This window comes from Pseudomonas beijingensis (genome assembly GCF_030687295.1).
Classification (GTDB): domain Bacteria; phylum Pseudomonadota; class Gammaproteobacteria; order Pseudomonadales; family Pseudomonadaceae; genus Aquipseudomonas; species Aquipseudomonas beijingensis.
On the sequence record NZ_CP117425.1, the window covers coordinates 4,802,901 to 4,818,944 of the forward strand.

The 16,044-nt window shown below is 62.0% G+C and carries 16 protein-coding genes; 5 read left to right on the forward strand and 11 right to left on the reverse strand.

Going from position 1 to position 16,044, the window contains the following annotated elements; translation table 11 throughout:
* From PSH84_RS21275 to PSH84_RS21305, 7 genes are read right to left on the reverse strand one after another with little or no spacing between them, the layout of a single operon-like run.
* Positions 1-1,368: a sensor histidine kinase gene (locus tag PSH84_RS21275; RefSeq protein ID WP_122565763.1), complete on the reverse strand. Its 1,368-nt coding sequence runs from the start codon at positions 1,366-1,368 to the stop codon at positions 1-3.
* Entirely contained in the window at positions 1,365-2,027 is a 663-nt protein-coding gene (locus tag PSH84_RS21280) for a response regulator (RefSeq protein WP_122565764.1), read from the reverse strand. The genes PSH84_RS21275 and PSH84_RS21280 overlap by 4 nt, the downstream gene beginning before the upstream one ends.
* On the reverse strand, positions 2,012-2,683 hold the full coding sequence (locus PSH84_RS21285; protein ID WP_305481754.1) for a tetratricopeptide repeat protein: 672 nt from the start codon (positions 2,681-2,683) through the stop codon (positions 2,012-2,014). The genes PSH84_RS21280 and PSH84_RS21285 overlap by 16 nt, the downstream gene beginning before the upstream one ends.
* On the reverse strand, positions 2,680-3,489 hold the full coding sequence (locus PSH84_RS21290) for an SDR family oxidoreductase (RefSeq protein ID WP_305481755.1): 810 nt from the start codon (positions 3,487-3,489) through the stop codon (positions 2,680-2,682). The genes PSH84_RS21285 and PSH84_RS21290 overlap by 4 nt, the downstream gene beginning before the upstream one ends.
* The gene (locus PSH84_RS21295; RefSeq protein ID WP_122565767.1) at positions 3,476-4,150 is read right to left on the reverse strand and encodes an iron-containing redox enzyme family protein; all 675 of its coding nucleotides are present in this window, start codon (positions 4,148-4,150) and stop codon (positions 3,476-3,478) included. Before PSH84_RS21295 ends, PSH84_RS21290 begins: the two co-directional genes overlap by 14 nt.
* On the reverse strand, positions 4,147-5,628 hold the full coding sequence (locus PSH84_RS21300; RefSeq protein ID WP_122565768.1) for an AMP-binding protein: 1,482 nt from the start codon (positions 5,626-5,628) through the stop codon (positions 4,147-4,149). The genes PSH84_RS21295 and PSH84_RS21300 overlap by 4 nt, the downstream gene beginning before the upstream one ends.
* The gene (locus PSH84_RS21305; protein WP_305467393.1) at positions 5,618-6,295 is read right to left on the reverse strand and encodes a thermostable hemolysin; all 678 of its coding nucleotides are present in this window, start codon (positions 6,293-6,295) and stop codon (positions 5,618-5,620) included. The genes PSH84_RS21300 and PSH84_RS21305 overlap by 11 nt, the downstream gene beginning before the upstream one ends.
* A 247-nt stretch (positions 6,296-6,542) precedes the next feature.
* Here PSH84_RS21305 and PSH84_RS21310 point away from each other — a divergent pair, with 247 nt between their 5' ends.
* Entirely contained in the window at positions 6,543-8,249 is a 1,707-nt protein-coding gene (locus PSH84_RS21310) for an amidase (protein WP_305481756.1), read from the forward strand.
* A gap of 200 nt (positions 8,250-8,449) precedes the next feature.
* On the opposite strand, the gene PSH84_RS21315 is transcribed toward PSH84_RS21310, so the two are convergent.
* On the reverse strand, positions 8,450-9,304 hold the full coding sequence (locus PSH84_RS21315; protein ID WP_305481757.1) for a LysR family transcriptional regulator: 855 nt from the start codon (positions 9,302-9,304) through the stop codon (positions 8,450-8,452).
* 74 nt (positions 9,305-9,378) lie between these two features.
* Here PSH84_RS21315 and PSH84_RS21320 point away from each other — a divergent pair, with 74 nt between their 5' ends.
* Positions 9,379-10,335 (forward strand): DMT family transporter, encoded by a 957-nt coding sequence (locus PSH84_RS21320; RefSeq protein ID WP_122565772.1) that lies wholly within the window; start codon positions 9,379-9,381, stop codon positions 10,333-10,335.
* Between the two features lie 92 nt (positions 10,336-10,427).
* A complete protein-coding gene (locus PSH84_RS21325) occupies positions 10,428-10,826 on the forward strand; it encodes a VOC family protein (protein ID WP_122565869.1) in 399 nt (132 codons plus the stop codon).
* 24 nt (positions 10,827-10,850) lie between these two features.
* Here PSH84_RS21325 and PSH84_RS21330 read toward each other — a convergent pair whose 3' ends face one another.
* On the reverse strand, positions 10,851-11,786 hold the full coding sequence (locus PSH84_RS21330; protein ID WP_305483189.1) for a LysR family transcriptional regulator: 936 nt from the start codon (positions 11,784-11,786) through the stop codon (positions 10,851-10,853).
* A gap of 151 nt (positions 11,787-11,937) precedes the next feature.
* Between PSH84_RS21330 and PSH84_RS21335 the strand changes: the two genes are divergently transcribed.
* On the forward strand, positions 11,938-13,137 hold the full coding sequence (locus tag PSH84_RS21335; RefSeq protein ID WP_305481758.1) for an MFS transporter: 1,200 nt from the start codon (positions 11,938-11,940) through the stop codon (positions 13,135-13,137).
* A 98-nt stretch (positions 13,138-13,235) separates the two neighbouring features.
* Positions 13,236-14,117 (forward strand): AraC family transcriptional regulator, encoded by an 882-nt coding sequence (locus tag PSH84_RS21340; protein WP_305467399.1) that lies wholly within the window; start codon positions 13,236-13,238, stop codon positions 14,115-14,117.
* 40 nt (positions 14,118-14,157) lie between these two features.
* On the opposite strand, the gene PSH84_RS21345 is transcribed toward PSH84_RS21340, so the two are convergent.
* Positions 14,158-14,382 (reverse strand): hypothetical protein, encoded by a 225-nt coding sequence (locus PSH84_RS21345; protein ID WP_305467400.1) that lies wholly within the window; start codon positions 14,380-14,382, stop codon positions 14,158-14,160.
* A 1,281-nt stretch (positions 14,383-15,663) separates the two neighbouring features.
* On the reverse strand, positions 15,664-16,011 hold the full coding sequence (locus PSH84_RS21350; protein WP_122565775.1) for a carboxymuconolactone decarboxylase family protein: 348 nt from the start codon (positions 16,009-16,011) through the stop codon (positions 15,664-15,666).
* Positions 16,012-16,044 lie beyond the last annotated feature (33 nt).

A 16,044-nucleotide genomic window follows, 5' to 3' on the forward strand; every position in this document is an offset into this window, starting at 1 on the left:
TTAAAAGCGCTCTATGTCCAAGGTCGCGCACAGCCCGCCTTCGGCCCGGTTCTCTAGCCGGATCTGGCCACCCAGGCGATCGGCGATAGTGCGCACTATCGTCAATCCCAAGCCGGCCCCCTGGTCATTGCCACGGCTGTAGAAACGCTCAAAGAGCCGCTCACGCTCGGCCTCGTCAATACCCGGCCCCTGGTCTTCGACGGACAGTTCGTAGTGATCGCCCTTCCTGGCCAGCCGTACGGTGATCGTGCCATTGGCCGGAGAAAAATTGGCCGCGTTGGTCACCAGGTTGTTCAAGGCGATGTCGATGGCCACCGGGTCGATTCGAACCGGACCGATGTCATCGCTGACATCGAGCACCGGTTCGAGCCCCTTGCTCAACAGCCAAGGGGTCATCTGGACCAGGCTCGCACGAACCGTAGCAGGCAAGTCGATGACCGCGGGCGTCGGAACACCTGCCTGCGGTTCGAGCCGCGCCATGGTGAGCAGTTGGTTGACCAAGCGCGTGGTGCGGTCGACCCCGGCTATCAGATGTTCCAGGGACTCGCGACGGCTTTGCTCGCTTCCCGCCTCCATCAGGTTCTGTGCGTGCACCCGCAGCACGGCCAAGGGCGTACGCATTTCATGGGCGGCGTCGGCGATGAAACGCCGCTCACGGCCCATCACCTCCTGGATCTGCGCCAATACGCGGTTGAGGGCCGCCTGCATGGGCTCAAGCTCCGTAGGGAGTGGCATCATCTGCAGGGGTTCAAGTGAGCCGGGATGCCTGGCGCGCAACTTTGCCGCCATATCGACCAGGGGTTTGAGCCCCCAACCGATGGCCAGCCAGATCACTGCGGCAAGCACCACGCTGCCGATCAGGTTGGGCACGACGGTGTGACGAACAATGCGGTCGACCAAGTCGGCACGCACGTCGTCACGCTCGCCCACCCAGATCTTGAAGCCGTATTGCGCGTCGTCCAGGACGAACGCCCGCCACTTACGGTTCTTCTGGTCCACGATCTCACTGAAACCGGGCGAACTCGGCGGTGAGGTGAACGACGGTGCGCTGGAGGTATGAACCAGCAACGAACCTTGTGAGCTCCAGACCTGGAAAGCGATCTTGCTTTCATAGGGATGACCGTCGACTTTAGGCACCGCCTGCCCCAACGCCGCATTGAACGCCTGATACAGCTCGGCGTGCTCCTTGCTCGCCATCGGCATGCGCATCACGCCCTGCAGCAGCCGGGCATTCTGCGCCAGCTGGGCATCGTAGACCTCGGCGATTTCGTGGTTGCTGTCATGCAGGTTAAATACCGTGATGATCAACAAGCCAAGGAACAAGAGGCCGAGAATCAATGTGAGGGTGCGACGCCGGATCGAACTCATCGACGCTCCTCCACCAGGTAACCGACACCGCGAATGGTACGGATCAGGTCGGTAGAGAATTTCTTGCGCAGATGATGGATATGCACTTCCAGCGTGTTGCTCTCGGCCTCCTCGCTCCAGCCGTAGAGCAACTGCATCAGATGATCACGGGTCATGACGCGACCCGGCGGCGAAAGCAGTTCATGGAGTAGTTGATATTCCTTGGGCGTCAGGGCCACCGGCTTGCCCTGGTAACTGACTTGCTGGGTGCCGGGGTTCAGGCTGATGCCGGCATGTTCGATCAACGCCTGGGCACGGCCAGCGCTGCGGCGCAGCAGGGCCCTGAGCCGGGCCTTGAGCTCCGCCAGGTCGAAGGGCTTGACCAGATAGTCGTCAGCCCCGGCGTCCAACCCGGCGATGCGATCCTCGGTGGCATCCCGGGCGGTGAGGATCAGCACCGGCAAGTTGGAGCCACTGTCACGCAAACGCCGCAACACTTGCAGGCCATCCATGCGTGGCAGGCCAAGATCGAGCACCGCCAGGTCGAAGGTTTCACTGAGCAGCGAATGCAAGGCGCTGCTACCGTCCTGCAACCAGTCGACGGTATAGCCTTCGCGGCTCAGGGCCTGATGGATACCTTCGCCCAAGGCCACGTCATCCTCGATCAGTAATAAACGCACACGCGCTCCTGTCCGCTCAGTTGCTTGTTCACATCCACCAGTAACGCGTCGATCTCCTTGCGGCGCCCGGCATCGGCCGTTTCCCGACCCGGCCGCGGCGCTGCCTGCAAGGCTTTTTGCAGCGCCGCCTTGGCTTCGCTATAGCGCTTCTGACGGTAGAGGTGATCGCCCCAAAAGTACAGGCTGTCGATGCCGTTCGGGTTGAGTTGCAAGGCTTGCTTGAGCAATTGCTCGGCCTTGTCCGAATCGCCGAAACCCAGGGGCCAGCCCGGCACCCGGTCGTAGAGTGCGCCGAGGCTGGTGTAGGCCGACCCTTGCAGGGCCTTGGGGTCCAGGGCCAGGGCTTTTTCCAGGTCGCCCTTGGCTTCCTTGACCTTGCCCAGTGCGCCGAGCCCACCCTTCGCGCCGGCCCAACTGCTGTTGACGATGCCGGACCAGATCCACGCTTCGGCCACCGATTGGCGCTCCTGCTTGAACGCCGATGCCTGGACGGAGAGTTTTTCGAACGCATCGGCGCGTTGGCCTTCGGGCACTTCATATTGAATGTGGGCCCAGCGCTGCTGGATGTCGCTGAGGCGTTGCTGGTCGGCCGCCTCCAACGCCCAGACGCTTTGGCTCAAGGTGCCGATCAATAGGCAAGCGAGGATTCTTTTCATGGTTTGAGGTGCTCGTTTTCGGGTTTGTGACTGAGCCGGCGCACCAGTGGCAATTGCTTGCGCAGGCCACGGTCCACCAGGTTGGGCAGCAGGCTGTTGAGGCCGACGAAAAAACGTTCGGGCCAGCCCAGATAGAGCTCGCGCCGGTCGCCGATAATGGCGTGGACCACCGCCGCCGCCACGGTTTGCGGGTCGTCGACGTTGGCCTTGAGGGCCTGGTTGAGCGCGTCGGCCGCCGGACTGTTCATCGCGGTACGGGTGGCCCGGGGCGCCACGTAGAGCACCCCGACGCGGGTGTCGGCCAACTCCCGGCGCAAGGCCTCGGAAAAACCGCGCAAGGCAAACTTGCTGGCGCAGTAGCTGGCATAGCCCGGGTAGCCGATTGATCCATAGGTCGAACCGACGTTCACCACCATCGCACTGTCGGCCTGCTTGAGCCGCGGCAAAAACAGTTTGGTCAGGCAGATCGGCGCGCTGATGTTCAGCGCCAGCATGGCGTTGATCTCGCTGTCGTCGAGTTGTTCGAGCATGGCGAAGTGGTTCACGCCGGCGGCATTGATCAGCAGATTGATGCCGCCCTGGCTCTCGGCGGCGGCCAGTACCTTGCGTCGGTCGGCGAGGAAGGTCAGGTCGGCTTCGACCCAGCTCAAGTGCTGCGGATAACGTTCCAGCAACGGCTGCAAGGCTTCGCGATGCCTGGCCACGGCCAGTACCTGCGCGCCACTGGCGCACAGGGCGGCGGCGATGGCCTGGCCGATTCCACCGCTGGCGCCCGTCAGCACGACACGCGCATCACATAGGCGCATGTTCATGCTCCCCGTCACGAGGCAAGCCCCGGAACATGTCGGTGTACAACCGGTACACCACCTTGGAGGCATGGATCACCGCAGCCTGGTCCGCCGGAGCGTCCAACCGGTTCATCAAGCCGCGATAGGTTTGCATATGCTCGATGTCCAGCGAACCATGGGAGCTGAGGTAACTGAACGCCGTGGCTGGCAACTCCAGGCGCTGGCGGATGCTGTCGGCGGCATGGGTCGCCAGGGCGATACTGGTTCCCTCCAGCACATTGACCATGCCGAACAGGCCGACCGGGTTGCCTCGGGCGATCAAGTCGTAGAGGTAACTGACCATCAATTCGATGGGCAACGATGGCTGGCCGTTGCGCACCGCGTCCTGATCGCCACCGCACACGGCGATGTCATCCAGCACCCATTGCTCGTGGCCGTACTCTTCGTCGATGTATTCGCACACGGCCTTGCGCAGCCATTCCAGATGGGTTGGCAGGCGCGCTCCGCACGCCATCATCAACGGCACCGTATGGCGCACGTGGTAATACGCCTGGACCAGGAAACCCCGATAACTATTCAGGCTGACCTGGCCGTTGAGAGCGTCACGGATGATCGGCAGATTGAACAGGGTCTGACGCTCTTGCTGGGTAGCTGCTTGCAACGTGTCAAAAAAACTCATGATGGGGATTCCTCGGACAAGACAGGTGAAGTGAGCTGCGCCCGGTACCGCTCCACGATGGCTTCCCGGCGTGGCCGGCCATTGGCGGTGAGCATGCCGTTGGCAGTGCTGAAGGGTTGGTCCAGACGTGTCCAGCGATGGACCCGTGCGTAATCGGGCAGCGTGTCGTTGGCCTTGGCCACGGCCAGTTCGAGCGCTTGATCCGTACAGTCGGCGCGGGCGGGCCAGAGCAACCCATGGTTGTGCGGCAAGGCTTCGCCATAAACGAAGGCCTGGGCGACGTCACCGCCTTGGGTCAGTTCGGCTTCCACCCATTCGGGGTTCACGTTGCGACCGAAACTGGTCACGAATTGGTGTTTCTTGCGACCGCGCAGGTAAAGGAAACCGTCTGCGTCAAACTCGCCCAGGTCGCCGCTGGGCCACCATTCGCTGGCGTGCGGTGGCTCACCCAGGTAACCGAGCAGCGTCGAGCCCTTGATCAGGACTTCGCCGTCATCGGCCAAGCGGACCTTCACATGGGGCAGCGGCTGACCGACACTGCCGGCACGATGAGCCTGTGGCCGATTGAGGCACACCACCGAGGCGCATTCCGACAGTCCATAACCCTCAAACACCGGCAGGCCGACGCGCTGGGCCCGTTGCAACAAATCATGGGACACCCGTGCCCCGCCGACGGCGGCGAATCGCACGATGTGCGGGTTGAACGCCCTCTGCTCAGCGGCCGTGACCAACATCAACAGCAGTTGCGGAACCAGGATCAGACTCTGCGCCCGACGCTCGGCCAGGCATCCCAGCAGGCGCGTCGAATCGACCCCGCTCGCGCCCTGGATGCCGAGGTTCTTCTGGCTGGGCAGGCTCAGCATGGCACCGGCATACAGCGCCGCGTAGCAGCCAAGGTTTTCCAGCAGAATCGCCAGGGGCAGCAATGCCAAGTGATGCCTGGCCTCGACCGGTTGGCTGGCCTGCTCCAGTTCACGGGCCACCCGCAACAGGCTGTCGGCGCTCAGGCAGACGCCTTTGGGCGTGCCGGTGGTACCGGAGGTGAACGTCAACTTGGCGGTGCCTGCCGGCAGACGACTCGGCCCGTCGAAATGCCGCCGCCAGAACTCGCCACTGTGCTGGTATCCGGCAGCTTGCAGTTCCGCTTCGAACGCAGGCTCGGCAATCACCCGCTCGGCCTGGCTCTGCTCCAGACAGTGGCGACGTTGAGCCTGGCTGAAAAAACCGGGCAGGATGACGCAGACCAGCCCTTCAAACAGCGCGGCAAGGTCCCAGAGCATCGCTTCGATGCCGTTGTCCAGGGCCAGGGCGACAACGCTGATGTGTTCATCGCGCAGGCGTTGCTGGCGGTACACCACTTCGGAGTAAAGCGTTGCGTAGTCGAGCTGCGAACCGTCGCCCCACAACGCAATAGCGTGGCCCCTGCGCTCGGCATGCCCACGCAAGGTGCGCTTGAACCGTTCCACCTCAGGCGACATGGCTGGTTTCTCCGAGGTCCGTGGGCAGTCCCAGTCGATTGAACAAGCCGGTATTGCGCAGATGAATAAAACCGGCGCGAATGTTTCCGACATGAACCCACGGCTGGCTTTCGTAGTAACGACCCCAAAGGTGACGGTCCTCGCCGAGGCGTTGCGGGTCGGCCGGGCACAGGGTCACGGGCTTGAGGCCCAGGCGGTGGAAGCTGTTGACCAGACCGACGTTGCCGGTGAACGCAACCCACTCCAGGCCGCCCATGGCCAACAGATAAGTGATCGCGATAATGCTCAGCCGGGCGCTGCCCGTGTCACTGGCGGCCAGGTTGCCGACCTCGACGATGGCGGCGCGGTCCACCGGCCGGTCGGCGGCGGCGCTGATCAAAGGCTCGATGGGGCTGTCCAGATAACGCTCGAGAAACAGCGGTCCCTGGGCGGCCCGGCGCACGCCAGCCGCAGCGCAGAGCGTGCCGTGCACATCGTCGAGCCCGAACAACTCTGGCATGAAGTGACGAATGTCGGCGCCATGGACGTGGCGAAAACGCTGCTGGATGAACGCTTCGAACTCAGCCCGCCGAGGTTGTCCCGGCAAGGCTCGGTGCAAATGGCGAGCCGGCAGCCCGGCGTCACCGAAGACCAGCGGCAAGTGAATATTCCAGTCAAAATCGGGCATGGCGCAACGTTCTCCCTCGGGCTATTGGGGAGAAGTATCGAGGCCGTTTCTTAACGAAGTCTGAAGATGGGAAGTTTGCGCACGCTTGAAAAAAAGTCCGATCAAACATGGGCTGCCCTTGTTCGTTCTTCCGTAGTACAGTAAGCAAAACCCGATAAATATCCACCTTGAGATGACCTGAAGTGCCAGGCCCCACCGTCAATGGACCCGGACACCCCCGTCATCCTTCCACCGCGGCGGTAACTGCATGATCGACATCACCGAAGTTTCCATTGCCCAACTGCGCGCCGCGCTGGAATCGGGCCAGACCACGGCGGTAGCGCTTGTCCAGGCCTACCTCGCCAGGATCGATGCCTACGACGGCCCCGACACGCCCACCGCCCTCAACGCGGTGGTGGTGCGCAACCCGGATGCGCTGAAGGAAGCGCAGGCCTCCGATGCCCGTCGGGCCAGCGGCCAGACCCTCGGCCCGCTCGACGGCATTCCCTATACGGCCAAGGACAGTTATCTGGTCAAGGGGCTCACCGCCGCTTCCGGAAGCCCGGCGTTCAAGGACCTGGTGGCCTATCGCGATGCGTTCACCATCGAACGGCTGCGCGCCGCCGGAGCCATCTGCCTGGGCAAGACCAACATGCCCCCCATGGCCAACGGCGGGATGCAGCGCGGGGTGTATGGCCGTGCGGAAAGCCCGTACAACGGCGACTACCTCACAGCGCCCTTTGCCTCCGGCTCCTCGAACGGTGCAGGCACGGCAACCGCCGCCAGTTTCGCGGCATTCGGCCTTGCCGAAGAAACCTGGTCGAGCGGACGCGGCCCGGCGTCGAACAACGGCCTGTGCGCCTACACGCCGTCGCGTGGGGTGATTTCGGTGCGCGGCAACTGGCCGTTGACGCCGACCATGGACGTCGTCGTGCCCTTCGCCAGGACCATGGCCGACTTGCTCGAAGTGCTCGACGTGGTGGTCGCCGAGGACCCGGACACCCGTGGCGACCTGTGGCGCCTGCAACCCTGGGTGCCGATTCCGAGCGTCGACTCGGTTCGTCCCGCCTCATATCCGAGCCTTGCCAGCAACCCGGGGGCGCTGGCCGGCATTCGGTTCGGCGTGCCACGGATGTACATCAACGCTGACCCTGAAGCCGGCACGGCCGAGGCCCCCGGCATCGGCGGCCCGACGGGGCAGCGAATCATCACCCGCGCCTCGGTGATCGACCTTTGGGAACAAGCCCGCAAGGCCCTGGAGGCTTGTGGCGCCGAAGTGGTCGAGGTGGATTTCCCGCTGGTGTCCAACTGCGAGGGCGATCGTCCCGGCGCACCGACGGTGTTCACCCGCGGCCTGGTGTCCAAGGAGTTCCTGCACCATGAACTGTGGGACCTGTCGGCCTGGGCATTCGATGATTTCCTGCGGGCCAACGGTGATCCGACGTTGAACTGCCTGGCCGATGTCGACGGACCGAAGATCTTTCCCCACGACCCCGGCACCCTGCCCAACCGGGAGGACGATCTGGCCGCCGGCATGGATGAATACGTGAACATGGCCCAACGTGGCATCACGCCCTGGGACCAGATCCCCACACTGCCCGACGGGTTGCGGGGGCTTGAAGCGACCCGCCGGATCGATCTGGAAGACTGGATGGAGCGGCTGGGCCTGGACGCGGTGATCTTCCCGACCGTCGCCGACGTCGGGCCGGCGGATGCGGATATCAATCCGGAATCTGCCGATATCGCCTGGAGCAACGGAGTCTGGGTCGCCAATGGCAACCTCGCCATCCGCCACCTGGGCGTCCCCACTGTCACCGTGCCAATGGGCGTCATGGCAGACATCGGCATGCCCGTCGGGCTGACATTCGCCGGGCGTGCCTATGATGATTCGAAGCTGTTGCAACTGGCGTCGGCGTTCGAGTCGATTGGCTCCAAGCGCCTGGTCCCGCCTCGGACACCGCCGTTGTCGGCTTGATCCGGTCATTGGGGCTGGTCTTGGGGCTGCTGCGCAGCCCAGCGGGAGCAAGCTCCCTCGCCACAGGGGTTCAGCTGGGTGACAGAGTGGACCATTCAAACGCCACCCTAGCCACAATTGCCCTCGGGTATTGCACCTGCGGGCTTTTGTGGCGAGGGAGCTTGCTCCCGCTGGACTGCGCAGCAGTCCCTTGACCGGTTCTAGAGCCGGAAATACTGCTGCATGGCACGGGCAAGCAGGCTCACGGCTTCGTCACCCTGTGACGCCTGGTCTCGCATGAACACCACCTCATGCTCCGCGATCACCGGCAGGCCTTCGAGGATCCGCATGGCATCCGTCACCCGCGCCCGGTCTATCAGGCTGATCGCCAGCCCAGCCTCCACGCAGGCCTTGACGGCCTGGTTGGAGGGGCTTTCCAGGACGATGCGGGTCTTGCGCCCACTTTGCCTGAGGGCCTCCATCATCGCTTGCCGATAAGGGCATTGCGCCGCATGTACCGCCAGCGGCAGCGGCTCCATCGAGGCCGCCATCGTGTGGGCCGGCCCGACCCAGACCGGGGTGGTGGACACCAGTACTTGCGCCTCTGCACTCATCTGTCCCTTCGGTTGGGCAACAACCGCCGCCTGGAGCTTGCCGCGCCGCACCAGGTCCCGTAGCGCATAGCTTGGCGCGGTCTTGAGCTCCAGCACCACGTTGGGCCACGCGGCGGCGAAAGTCGGGAGGATGTCGCGGATGACATGGTCTGCGTATTCATCCGGCACCCCCAAGGTGATGCGTCCCGCCAAACGGGTTCCGTGCAGGTCGGCCAGCACCCGGTCATGGGTGCTCAGCAGCTCCGCCGTCGCCACGAGCAGACGCTTGCCCAACGCGGTGAGGGACACCGACTGATTGTCCCGGTTGAGCAACCGCCCGCCAGCGACCGCTTCCAGACGCTGGATATGCACGCTGACCGCCGCCGGGCTTTTGTGCAGTTGCTCTGCCGCCGCACTGAATTTCCCGATTCGTGCCACCGCATGAAAAGTACGTATCAAGTCGATCTCGAGTATGGCCGTCATGATTCAATCTTCGTGAACAACTGATGCATTACATTTTGATTTATTAGATTAGCCGGGTTTCGTAGCCTGTGGGCATGAACCCGAATAAATCGATGACCTGCACTTCCCTGCCCCGGCCTGCCTGGTACTGGCTGATTCCGTTGCCGTTGCTCGAAGCGGCATTGCTTGTGTCGTGGAGTTCCGGCTTCGTCGGCGCGCGCTTTTCCATCGATTACGCGCCGGCCCTGCTGGTGGTGTTCTGGCGGTGCGTCGTGGTCACGCTCGTCCTGCTTCCCTTCGTCGCCAGGTCGCTACGCCGGACCTCTCCCGCCGTGCTGTTGAAGAACGCGGGCATCGGCCTCCTGGCGATGGCGGGCTATCTGGGCGGTATCACCCAAGGCATTGCCCTGGGTGTGCCTGCGGGCTTGGCCGCGCTGGTCGCCGACCTGTTGCCGATGGGCCTGGCACTGCTGGCCGCCGGCGTACTCCGACAACGGCTGGCCTGGCAGGTCTGGGCGGGGCTGCTTATCGGCCTGCTCGGCGTCATGCTGGTGACCCAAGGCGCGCTGGCGTGGGGTAACGCGCCCTTGTGGGCCTATGGCCTGCCGCTGTTGGGCATGCTTTCGCTCGCCGTCGCGACCCTGTGGCAGAAATACCTGCCCGCCGAACAATCGCTGGGCCTGCTACCCAACCTCTGGCTGCAGTGTTGCGTGTCGGGCCTGGCCTTCGCCCTGGTCGAGGGCGTCCATGGCAGCCTGGCCCCACTACCCAGCGCAGGCTTTGCACTGAGCGTATTGTGGACCGCAGGCTTGTCGACGATGGGCGGCTACGGCCTTTATTGGCTATGCCTGCGCCGCGCGACGGCCACCCGGGTCGCCAGCGCCCTGTACCTCAGCCCGCCCATTACGATGCTCTGGGCCTGGGCCATGTTCGACGAACCGCTTTCCTGGCAGATGGTGGTCGGGATGGCGGTGTCCGGGGTGGGCATCTGGCTGGTCGTCGGTACCGAAGCGCGGCAGGCCAGGCCTCAAGCGTCTGGGCGAAAGTCTTAACAGCCCGAACTTGGCAGCGCGATGATACCTGTGGCAGCGTACGCTGGATGTCAAAACACCCCTTCGCGCCCACAGACAAAACGGTAGCCATCATGATCTCCCACGTCTTTTTAGGTATCGCCGATTTTGATCGCGCCTTCGTGTTCTATTCAAAACTCATGGCCGAACTGGGGCTTACCTTGAAATTTTGCGACGCCACGAAAGGCTGGGCTGGCTGGATTGCCGAAAACTCGCCTCGCCCGATCTTCGTGATTGGCAAACCGTTTGACGGCAAGGCAAGCGAACCCGGCAACGGACAGATGGTGGCTCTGCTTGCCGCCAGCCGGGAAACTGTCAGGAGCAGCTACGCAACAGCGATGGCGCTGGGCGGGACGTGTGAGGGAGAACCCGGCTTGAGACCCCACTACCATCCCGATTATTACGGCGCCTACTTTCGGGATCTCGATGGCAACAAGCTTTGCGTCTGTTGCCATGATTCGGTGTCGACGTAGTCGTCGCACCACGGGCAAGAACCTCTATAACCGTTGTGCCGGCCCTCCTGCTGCCTGAGCCAAACTGGTCGTCAGCACGTCCAGTAGAGCAGCGACCTTGGGAAGCATCTCACGGCTTTTCTGCCAGGCAAGACTGATCGCCATCCCATCGGTTGCCAACTGGGGCAACACTTCAACCAATGTCCCTTCGTCCAGTTGCCGTTGGACCAACCAGGACGGCAATTGGGCAATACCGCAACCCGCTAATACCGCAGCCACCAAGCCCTCGCCATCGCCCACCACCAGCTTTGGCGACACCTGTTTCCTGAGCGTTTCGCCCCGATGGCGCCCGGCGAAATTCCAGGGGCTGACATTTCCATCCCGCCAACCGTAGGCGATGCACCGGTGCTGCTCCAGATCAAGGTCAGTCAGGGGCGTGCCATGCCTGGCCAGATACGCAGGTGATGCGCAGAAAATATGCCATTCCCTGCCAAGGTACCGATGCCCCAGCGTATCCGGCCAAACCTCCGCGCCTCCCAACCGGATAACGATATCCACGCCCTCCTGCACGGCGTCGATGAAACCGTCGGAGAACGAAATGTGCGGTACCAGTTGCGGGTATTGCTCCAGGCATCGCAAGACGACAGGCAGTACCTGGGAACGGCCAAAAGCACCGGGAAGGTCGATCCGAACCCTGCCATGGGGTTCGGCGTTTTCAGCCTGTAGCGACAGCTCGGCCTCTTCGAGGTCGGCCAGCACGCCGGTGCAGGTGCGAAGAAAAGCGACGCCTGCATCGGTCAGCGAAATACGTCGAGTCGTACGTTCGAACAGTCGAACGCCGAGCCGACTCTCCAGGCGAGCAATGCTTTTACTGATGGCAGAACCCGTGAGATTCATCCGCTCAGCGGCGGCCTTGAAGCTGCCGGTTTCGGCGACGCAGACGAATACATCGATGCCCTTCAAACGCTCCGAGGAAAACATGGACATCCTTCATTCATGAACTGGATTCAATCAAGACGAGAAAAAACATCATAAATCAGAACTGGTTTCCTCAGTAAGCTTGGCAGCTGCGTATCCGTCCGCGAGACGACGCTGCCCCCCCTATAAACATCTCCGGTCGTATGAGGCAAGGATGCTCGCCACCCTCAAAAGCTATCCCACGTCAGTCAATTTGCTGCTTTCGGCGTCACTTATCCTGACGCTGGCCCGGGCAATCACACTGCCCTACCTGGTGATCTACCTGTCGGACAGCTTTGGATTGAACGTTGCCGACATCGGCCTGGTGATCGGCAGCACATTGATCATCGGCTCCCTGTTGAGCCTCTATGGCGGCTTTCTCGTGGACAATATGTCCAGTCACCGACTCATCCTGGGGTTTAGCGGCCTGTTCGCAGCAGGGTTTCTCGGCACGTTCCTGGCTCGCGAACTCTGGCTGTTCTACGGCTGCCTGATACTGATCAACCTGGCTTATGCCGTCATCGATATCGCGGTCAAGGCTGGATTTGGCAGCTTGCTTGCAGTTGCCGATCGCAGCGAAGCGTTCTCGATCAAATACACGCTGACTAATATCGGTTATGCCGTTGGGCCGTTTCTCGGGGCAGGAATGGCCAAGCTGGACATCAGCCTGCCATTCCTGTTGTCCAGCATGCTGGGGGCCGGGTTTTGCCTGGTGTATTTCGTCTGGGGCGACAGGGACCTGGCGGTCGTCGATGCGAGCCACAAACCCGTGCCTTTCCTGGCCGTGGGCAAGCTTCTGCTGCGGGATTACCGCTTAGTGTGCTTCACCCTCGGCGGCCTGCTCAGCGCGGTGGTCTTCGGCCAGTTCACGGCCTATCTCTCGCAATACCTGGTGGTCACGACAACAGCGGAGTTCACCTACCGCATCATCAGTGCCATGGTGACGACCAACGCGCTGATGGTGATCAGCCTGCAGTACGCCATTGGCCGAAAGATATCCCACCGCCATCTAAACCTGTGGCTGGCGGCGGGGTTGAGCTTGTTCATCCTCGGATTGGCCGGTTTTGCCCTGGCCGACACACTCGTGCTGTGGGTGATCGCCATGGCGGTGTTCACGCTCGGAGAGATCATCGTCTTCCCCGCCGAATACATGTTCATCGACAACATCGCTCCCGACCACTTGCGAGGCATGTACTACGCTGCGCAAAATCTTGGCAACCTCGGCGCCGCCTCCGGACCGGTGCTGTGTGGCCTGGTATTGGCGACGCAGCCGCCTCACTACATCTTCTACATGCTCGCGCTCTTCATTGTTGCCGGTGGTATGTTTTATTTCCTGGGTACTTGCCGGCTGATCGACTCTCCGGCCAAGACGTAATGCATGGCCTGTCACCAGGAGGGGCGCTCAAGTTAGCAAGATCGGTCGAGCGCATTTTGCTTGTCGGCCTCATGCTGGTGTCCTCACGGGGGAAAACCATGACCGACACACAAAAGCACTACCCGTCCCGGATGCAGAAGGTGCTCGATTACATCGACGAGCATCTTGATGACTGCCTGGACCTGGATACGTTGAGCGGCGTTGCGGCTTTTTCGAAATACCATTTTCACCGGCAGTTCATGGCGACGTTCAATTTGCCCTTGAATCGTTATGTCCAGCTCGCCCGCCTGAAACGCGCGTCCTACAAACTGGCATTTCGCCAACATGAAACGATTACCGAGATCGCCATGGACGCCGGTTACGCAGCGCCAGACGCCTTCGCCCGTGCATTTCGACAGCGCGTGGGGCAACCACCCTCGAACTTCCGTACGTCTCCCGACTGGCAGCGTTGGAACACCACGTTCACGCCATTGCACACTGCGAGGAACCGCCTCATGCCCACGCTCTATCAGCCCAGTGACGTACAGATCCGCACAGTTCCCGCGACACCCGTCGCCATCATGGAACACCGAGGCGATCCCTCGACAATCGGTACGACCCTCCAACGCTTCATTGCCTGGCGGCGGAGTGTCGGCCTGATCCCGTCGATCAGTTCGACGTTCAATGTATTTCACACCGACCCGCGCACGACGCCACCAGAAGACTATCGCCTGGATCTATGCGCAGGGACGGAGCAGCCCATCGTGCCGAACGACGAAGCGATCAAGGCCGGCAGTATCCCCGCCGGGCGTTGTGCAGTGCTGCGGGTCGAAGGGGGCGCAGACAACCTCGAGCCCGCTGCACTGTACTTGTACAGGGACTGGCTGCCGGCCAGCGGTGAGGAGCCTAGGGACTTTCCGCTCTACTGCCAGCGCATAACGTTCTTTCCGGACGTTGCTGAGAACGAAGCCGTTACGGAACTCTTTCTGCCGCTCAGGTGATTGGTTATTCGGTGGTGGTCATCAGGCCACAGGTTCTACGTTAGCTGATCGGTATTCGCCTCAGAGCCCGCATTACAAAGGCGCCAGCCTTCGCCAGCAATACGCCGCCGGTGTGTTGTTGGCACAGGTCGTTCGAAACAGGCGCTACGGACTCGTTGGCCAGGGCGCCCATCAACTGGGGCAGCAGGAATCCGCTTTCGTGCTCCTGGTGAATCGCGACAGCGGTGTCCGGCCAAGGGTTGCCGGTGCAGGTAACGTCGTTCATGGGAAATCTCCTGGAGAATGGAGAACGCTGCGACGGCCCGAAACGGTCGATCGCTTCTGGGATCAGTTTCACTGGCGGACAGTTTTTAGAGAATGCCCAGGAATCTCATGACTTGATTGCGCCACATGAAACAATCGCACCGGGTAGCACTAAAAGTCCCGGGGGCGTTGTAATGCTGTTTGCGGGGTTTTGATTTTCCGTTCAGAGAGGCGTCGTTTTTTTGGTGTGTATATCCGTTGCTGCGGTAACGGCCACTGGCGGTGAGGCGGCCTGATAGCCGACCTGGTTCTTGGTGAGACCGCGTTTCTCCTGTGGGAGCGAGCCTGCTCGCGATTGGGCCAGCAGCCCAATATCCATGTGGCTGAAACACCGCCATCGCGAGCAAACTCGCTCCCACAGTCGGCCTGCGGTGAACACCAGATTCATGAACACCCAAGATCACCTGTGGGAGCGGGCTTGCTCGCGAAGTGGTCCACATCCAAATATCCATACAAACTGACCCACCGCCATCGCGAGCAAGCTCGCTCCCACAGTCGGCCTGCGGTGAACACAAGATTCGTGAACACCCAAGATCACCTGTGGGAGCGAGCTTGCTCGCGATGGGGCCCGCACATCCACCATCACCGAAAACTGACCCTCCGCTTCGCGAGCAAGCCCGCTCCCACAGTCGGCCTGCGGTGAACACAAGATTCGTGAACACCCAAGATCACCTGTGGGAGCGAGCTTGCTCGCGATGGGGCCCGCACATCCACCATCACCGAAAACTGACCCTCCGCTTCGCGAGCAAGCCCGCTCCCACAGTCGGCCTGCGGTGAACACAAGATTCGTGAACACCCAAGATCACCTGTGGGAGCGGGCTTGCTCGCGACGGGGCCCGCACATCCACCATAACCGAAACTGACCCTCCGCTTCGCGAGCAAGCCCGCTCCCACAGGAGAAACGCGGTCCCACCATGAATCAGGTCGGCTATCAGGCCGCCTCGCGGTGGACGTTGATCTCGGACGCCCCGTTAACCACGATGGCTGAACGAAGGTATTGTGGAGTGGGCAACCCGGCATGGATGCCGGGTTAGCCGCGCTGGGCCATGGATGGCCCTTCGCGGCGGCCCACGGAGCAATGCCTTCGTTCAGGCATGCCGAGCCTTAGCGAGGCACCGAGTGGTGGGGCAGGAAGCGTTTTGGTTACTTTTGACTGGGCCGGCTTCCGGGCTGTTCAAAAGTGACCCGCCGTAAGGGCGGAACCCTAAGCCGCCGTTACCGCAGAACCGGATATGCACACCAATCACGCCGATGCTTTCAGCATGTCATACGCCTCAAGCGACCGCAGCGAGTAGATATAGGCAGCCCCCGCATTCAACGAGATCGCGGTTGCCAGGGCTGCAGCGACCTCCTCACGACTCGCCCCCGCCTTGATCGCCGCATCCGTGTGGGCCGCGATACAGCCATCGCAACGAGTGGTCACGGCGATGGCGATCGAGATCAGCTCGCGGGTCTTGGCATCAAGCACATTGTTTTCGCTGGCGGCTTCCCCGAGCGCCATATAGGCCTTGACCATTTTCGGGTTGCTGCGGCCCAGCGCGCCAAACGCTTTCTGGATGGTGGGTAATAATTCGGACCAGTTATTGAACATGGCATTAACTCCTGAGTGGGTTGGGTGTACTGT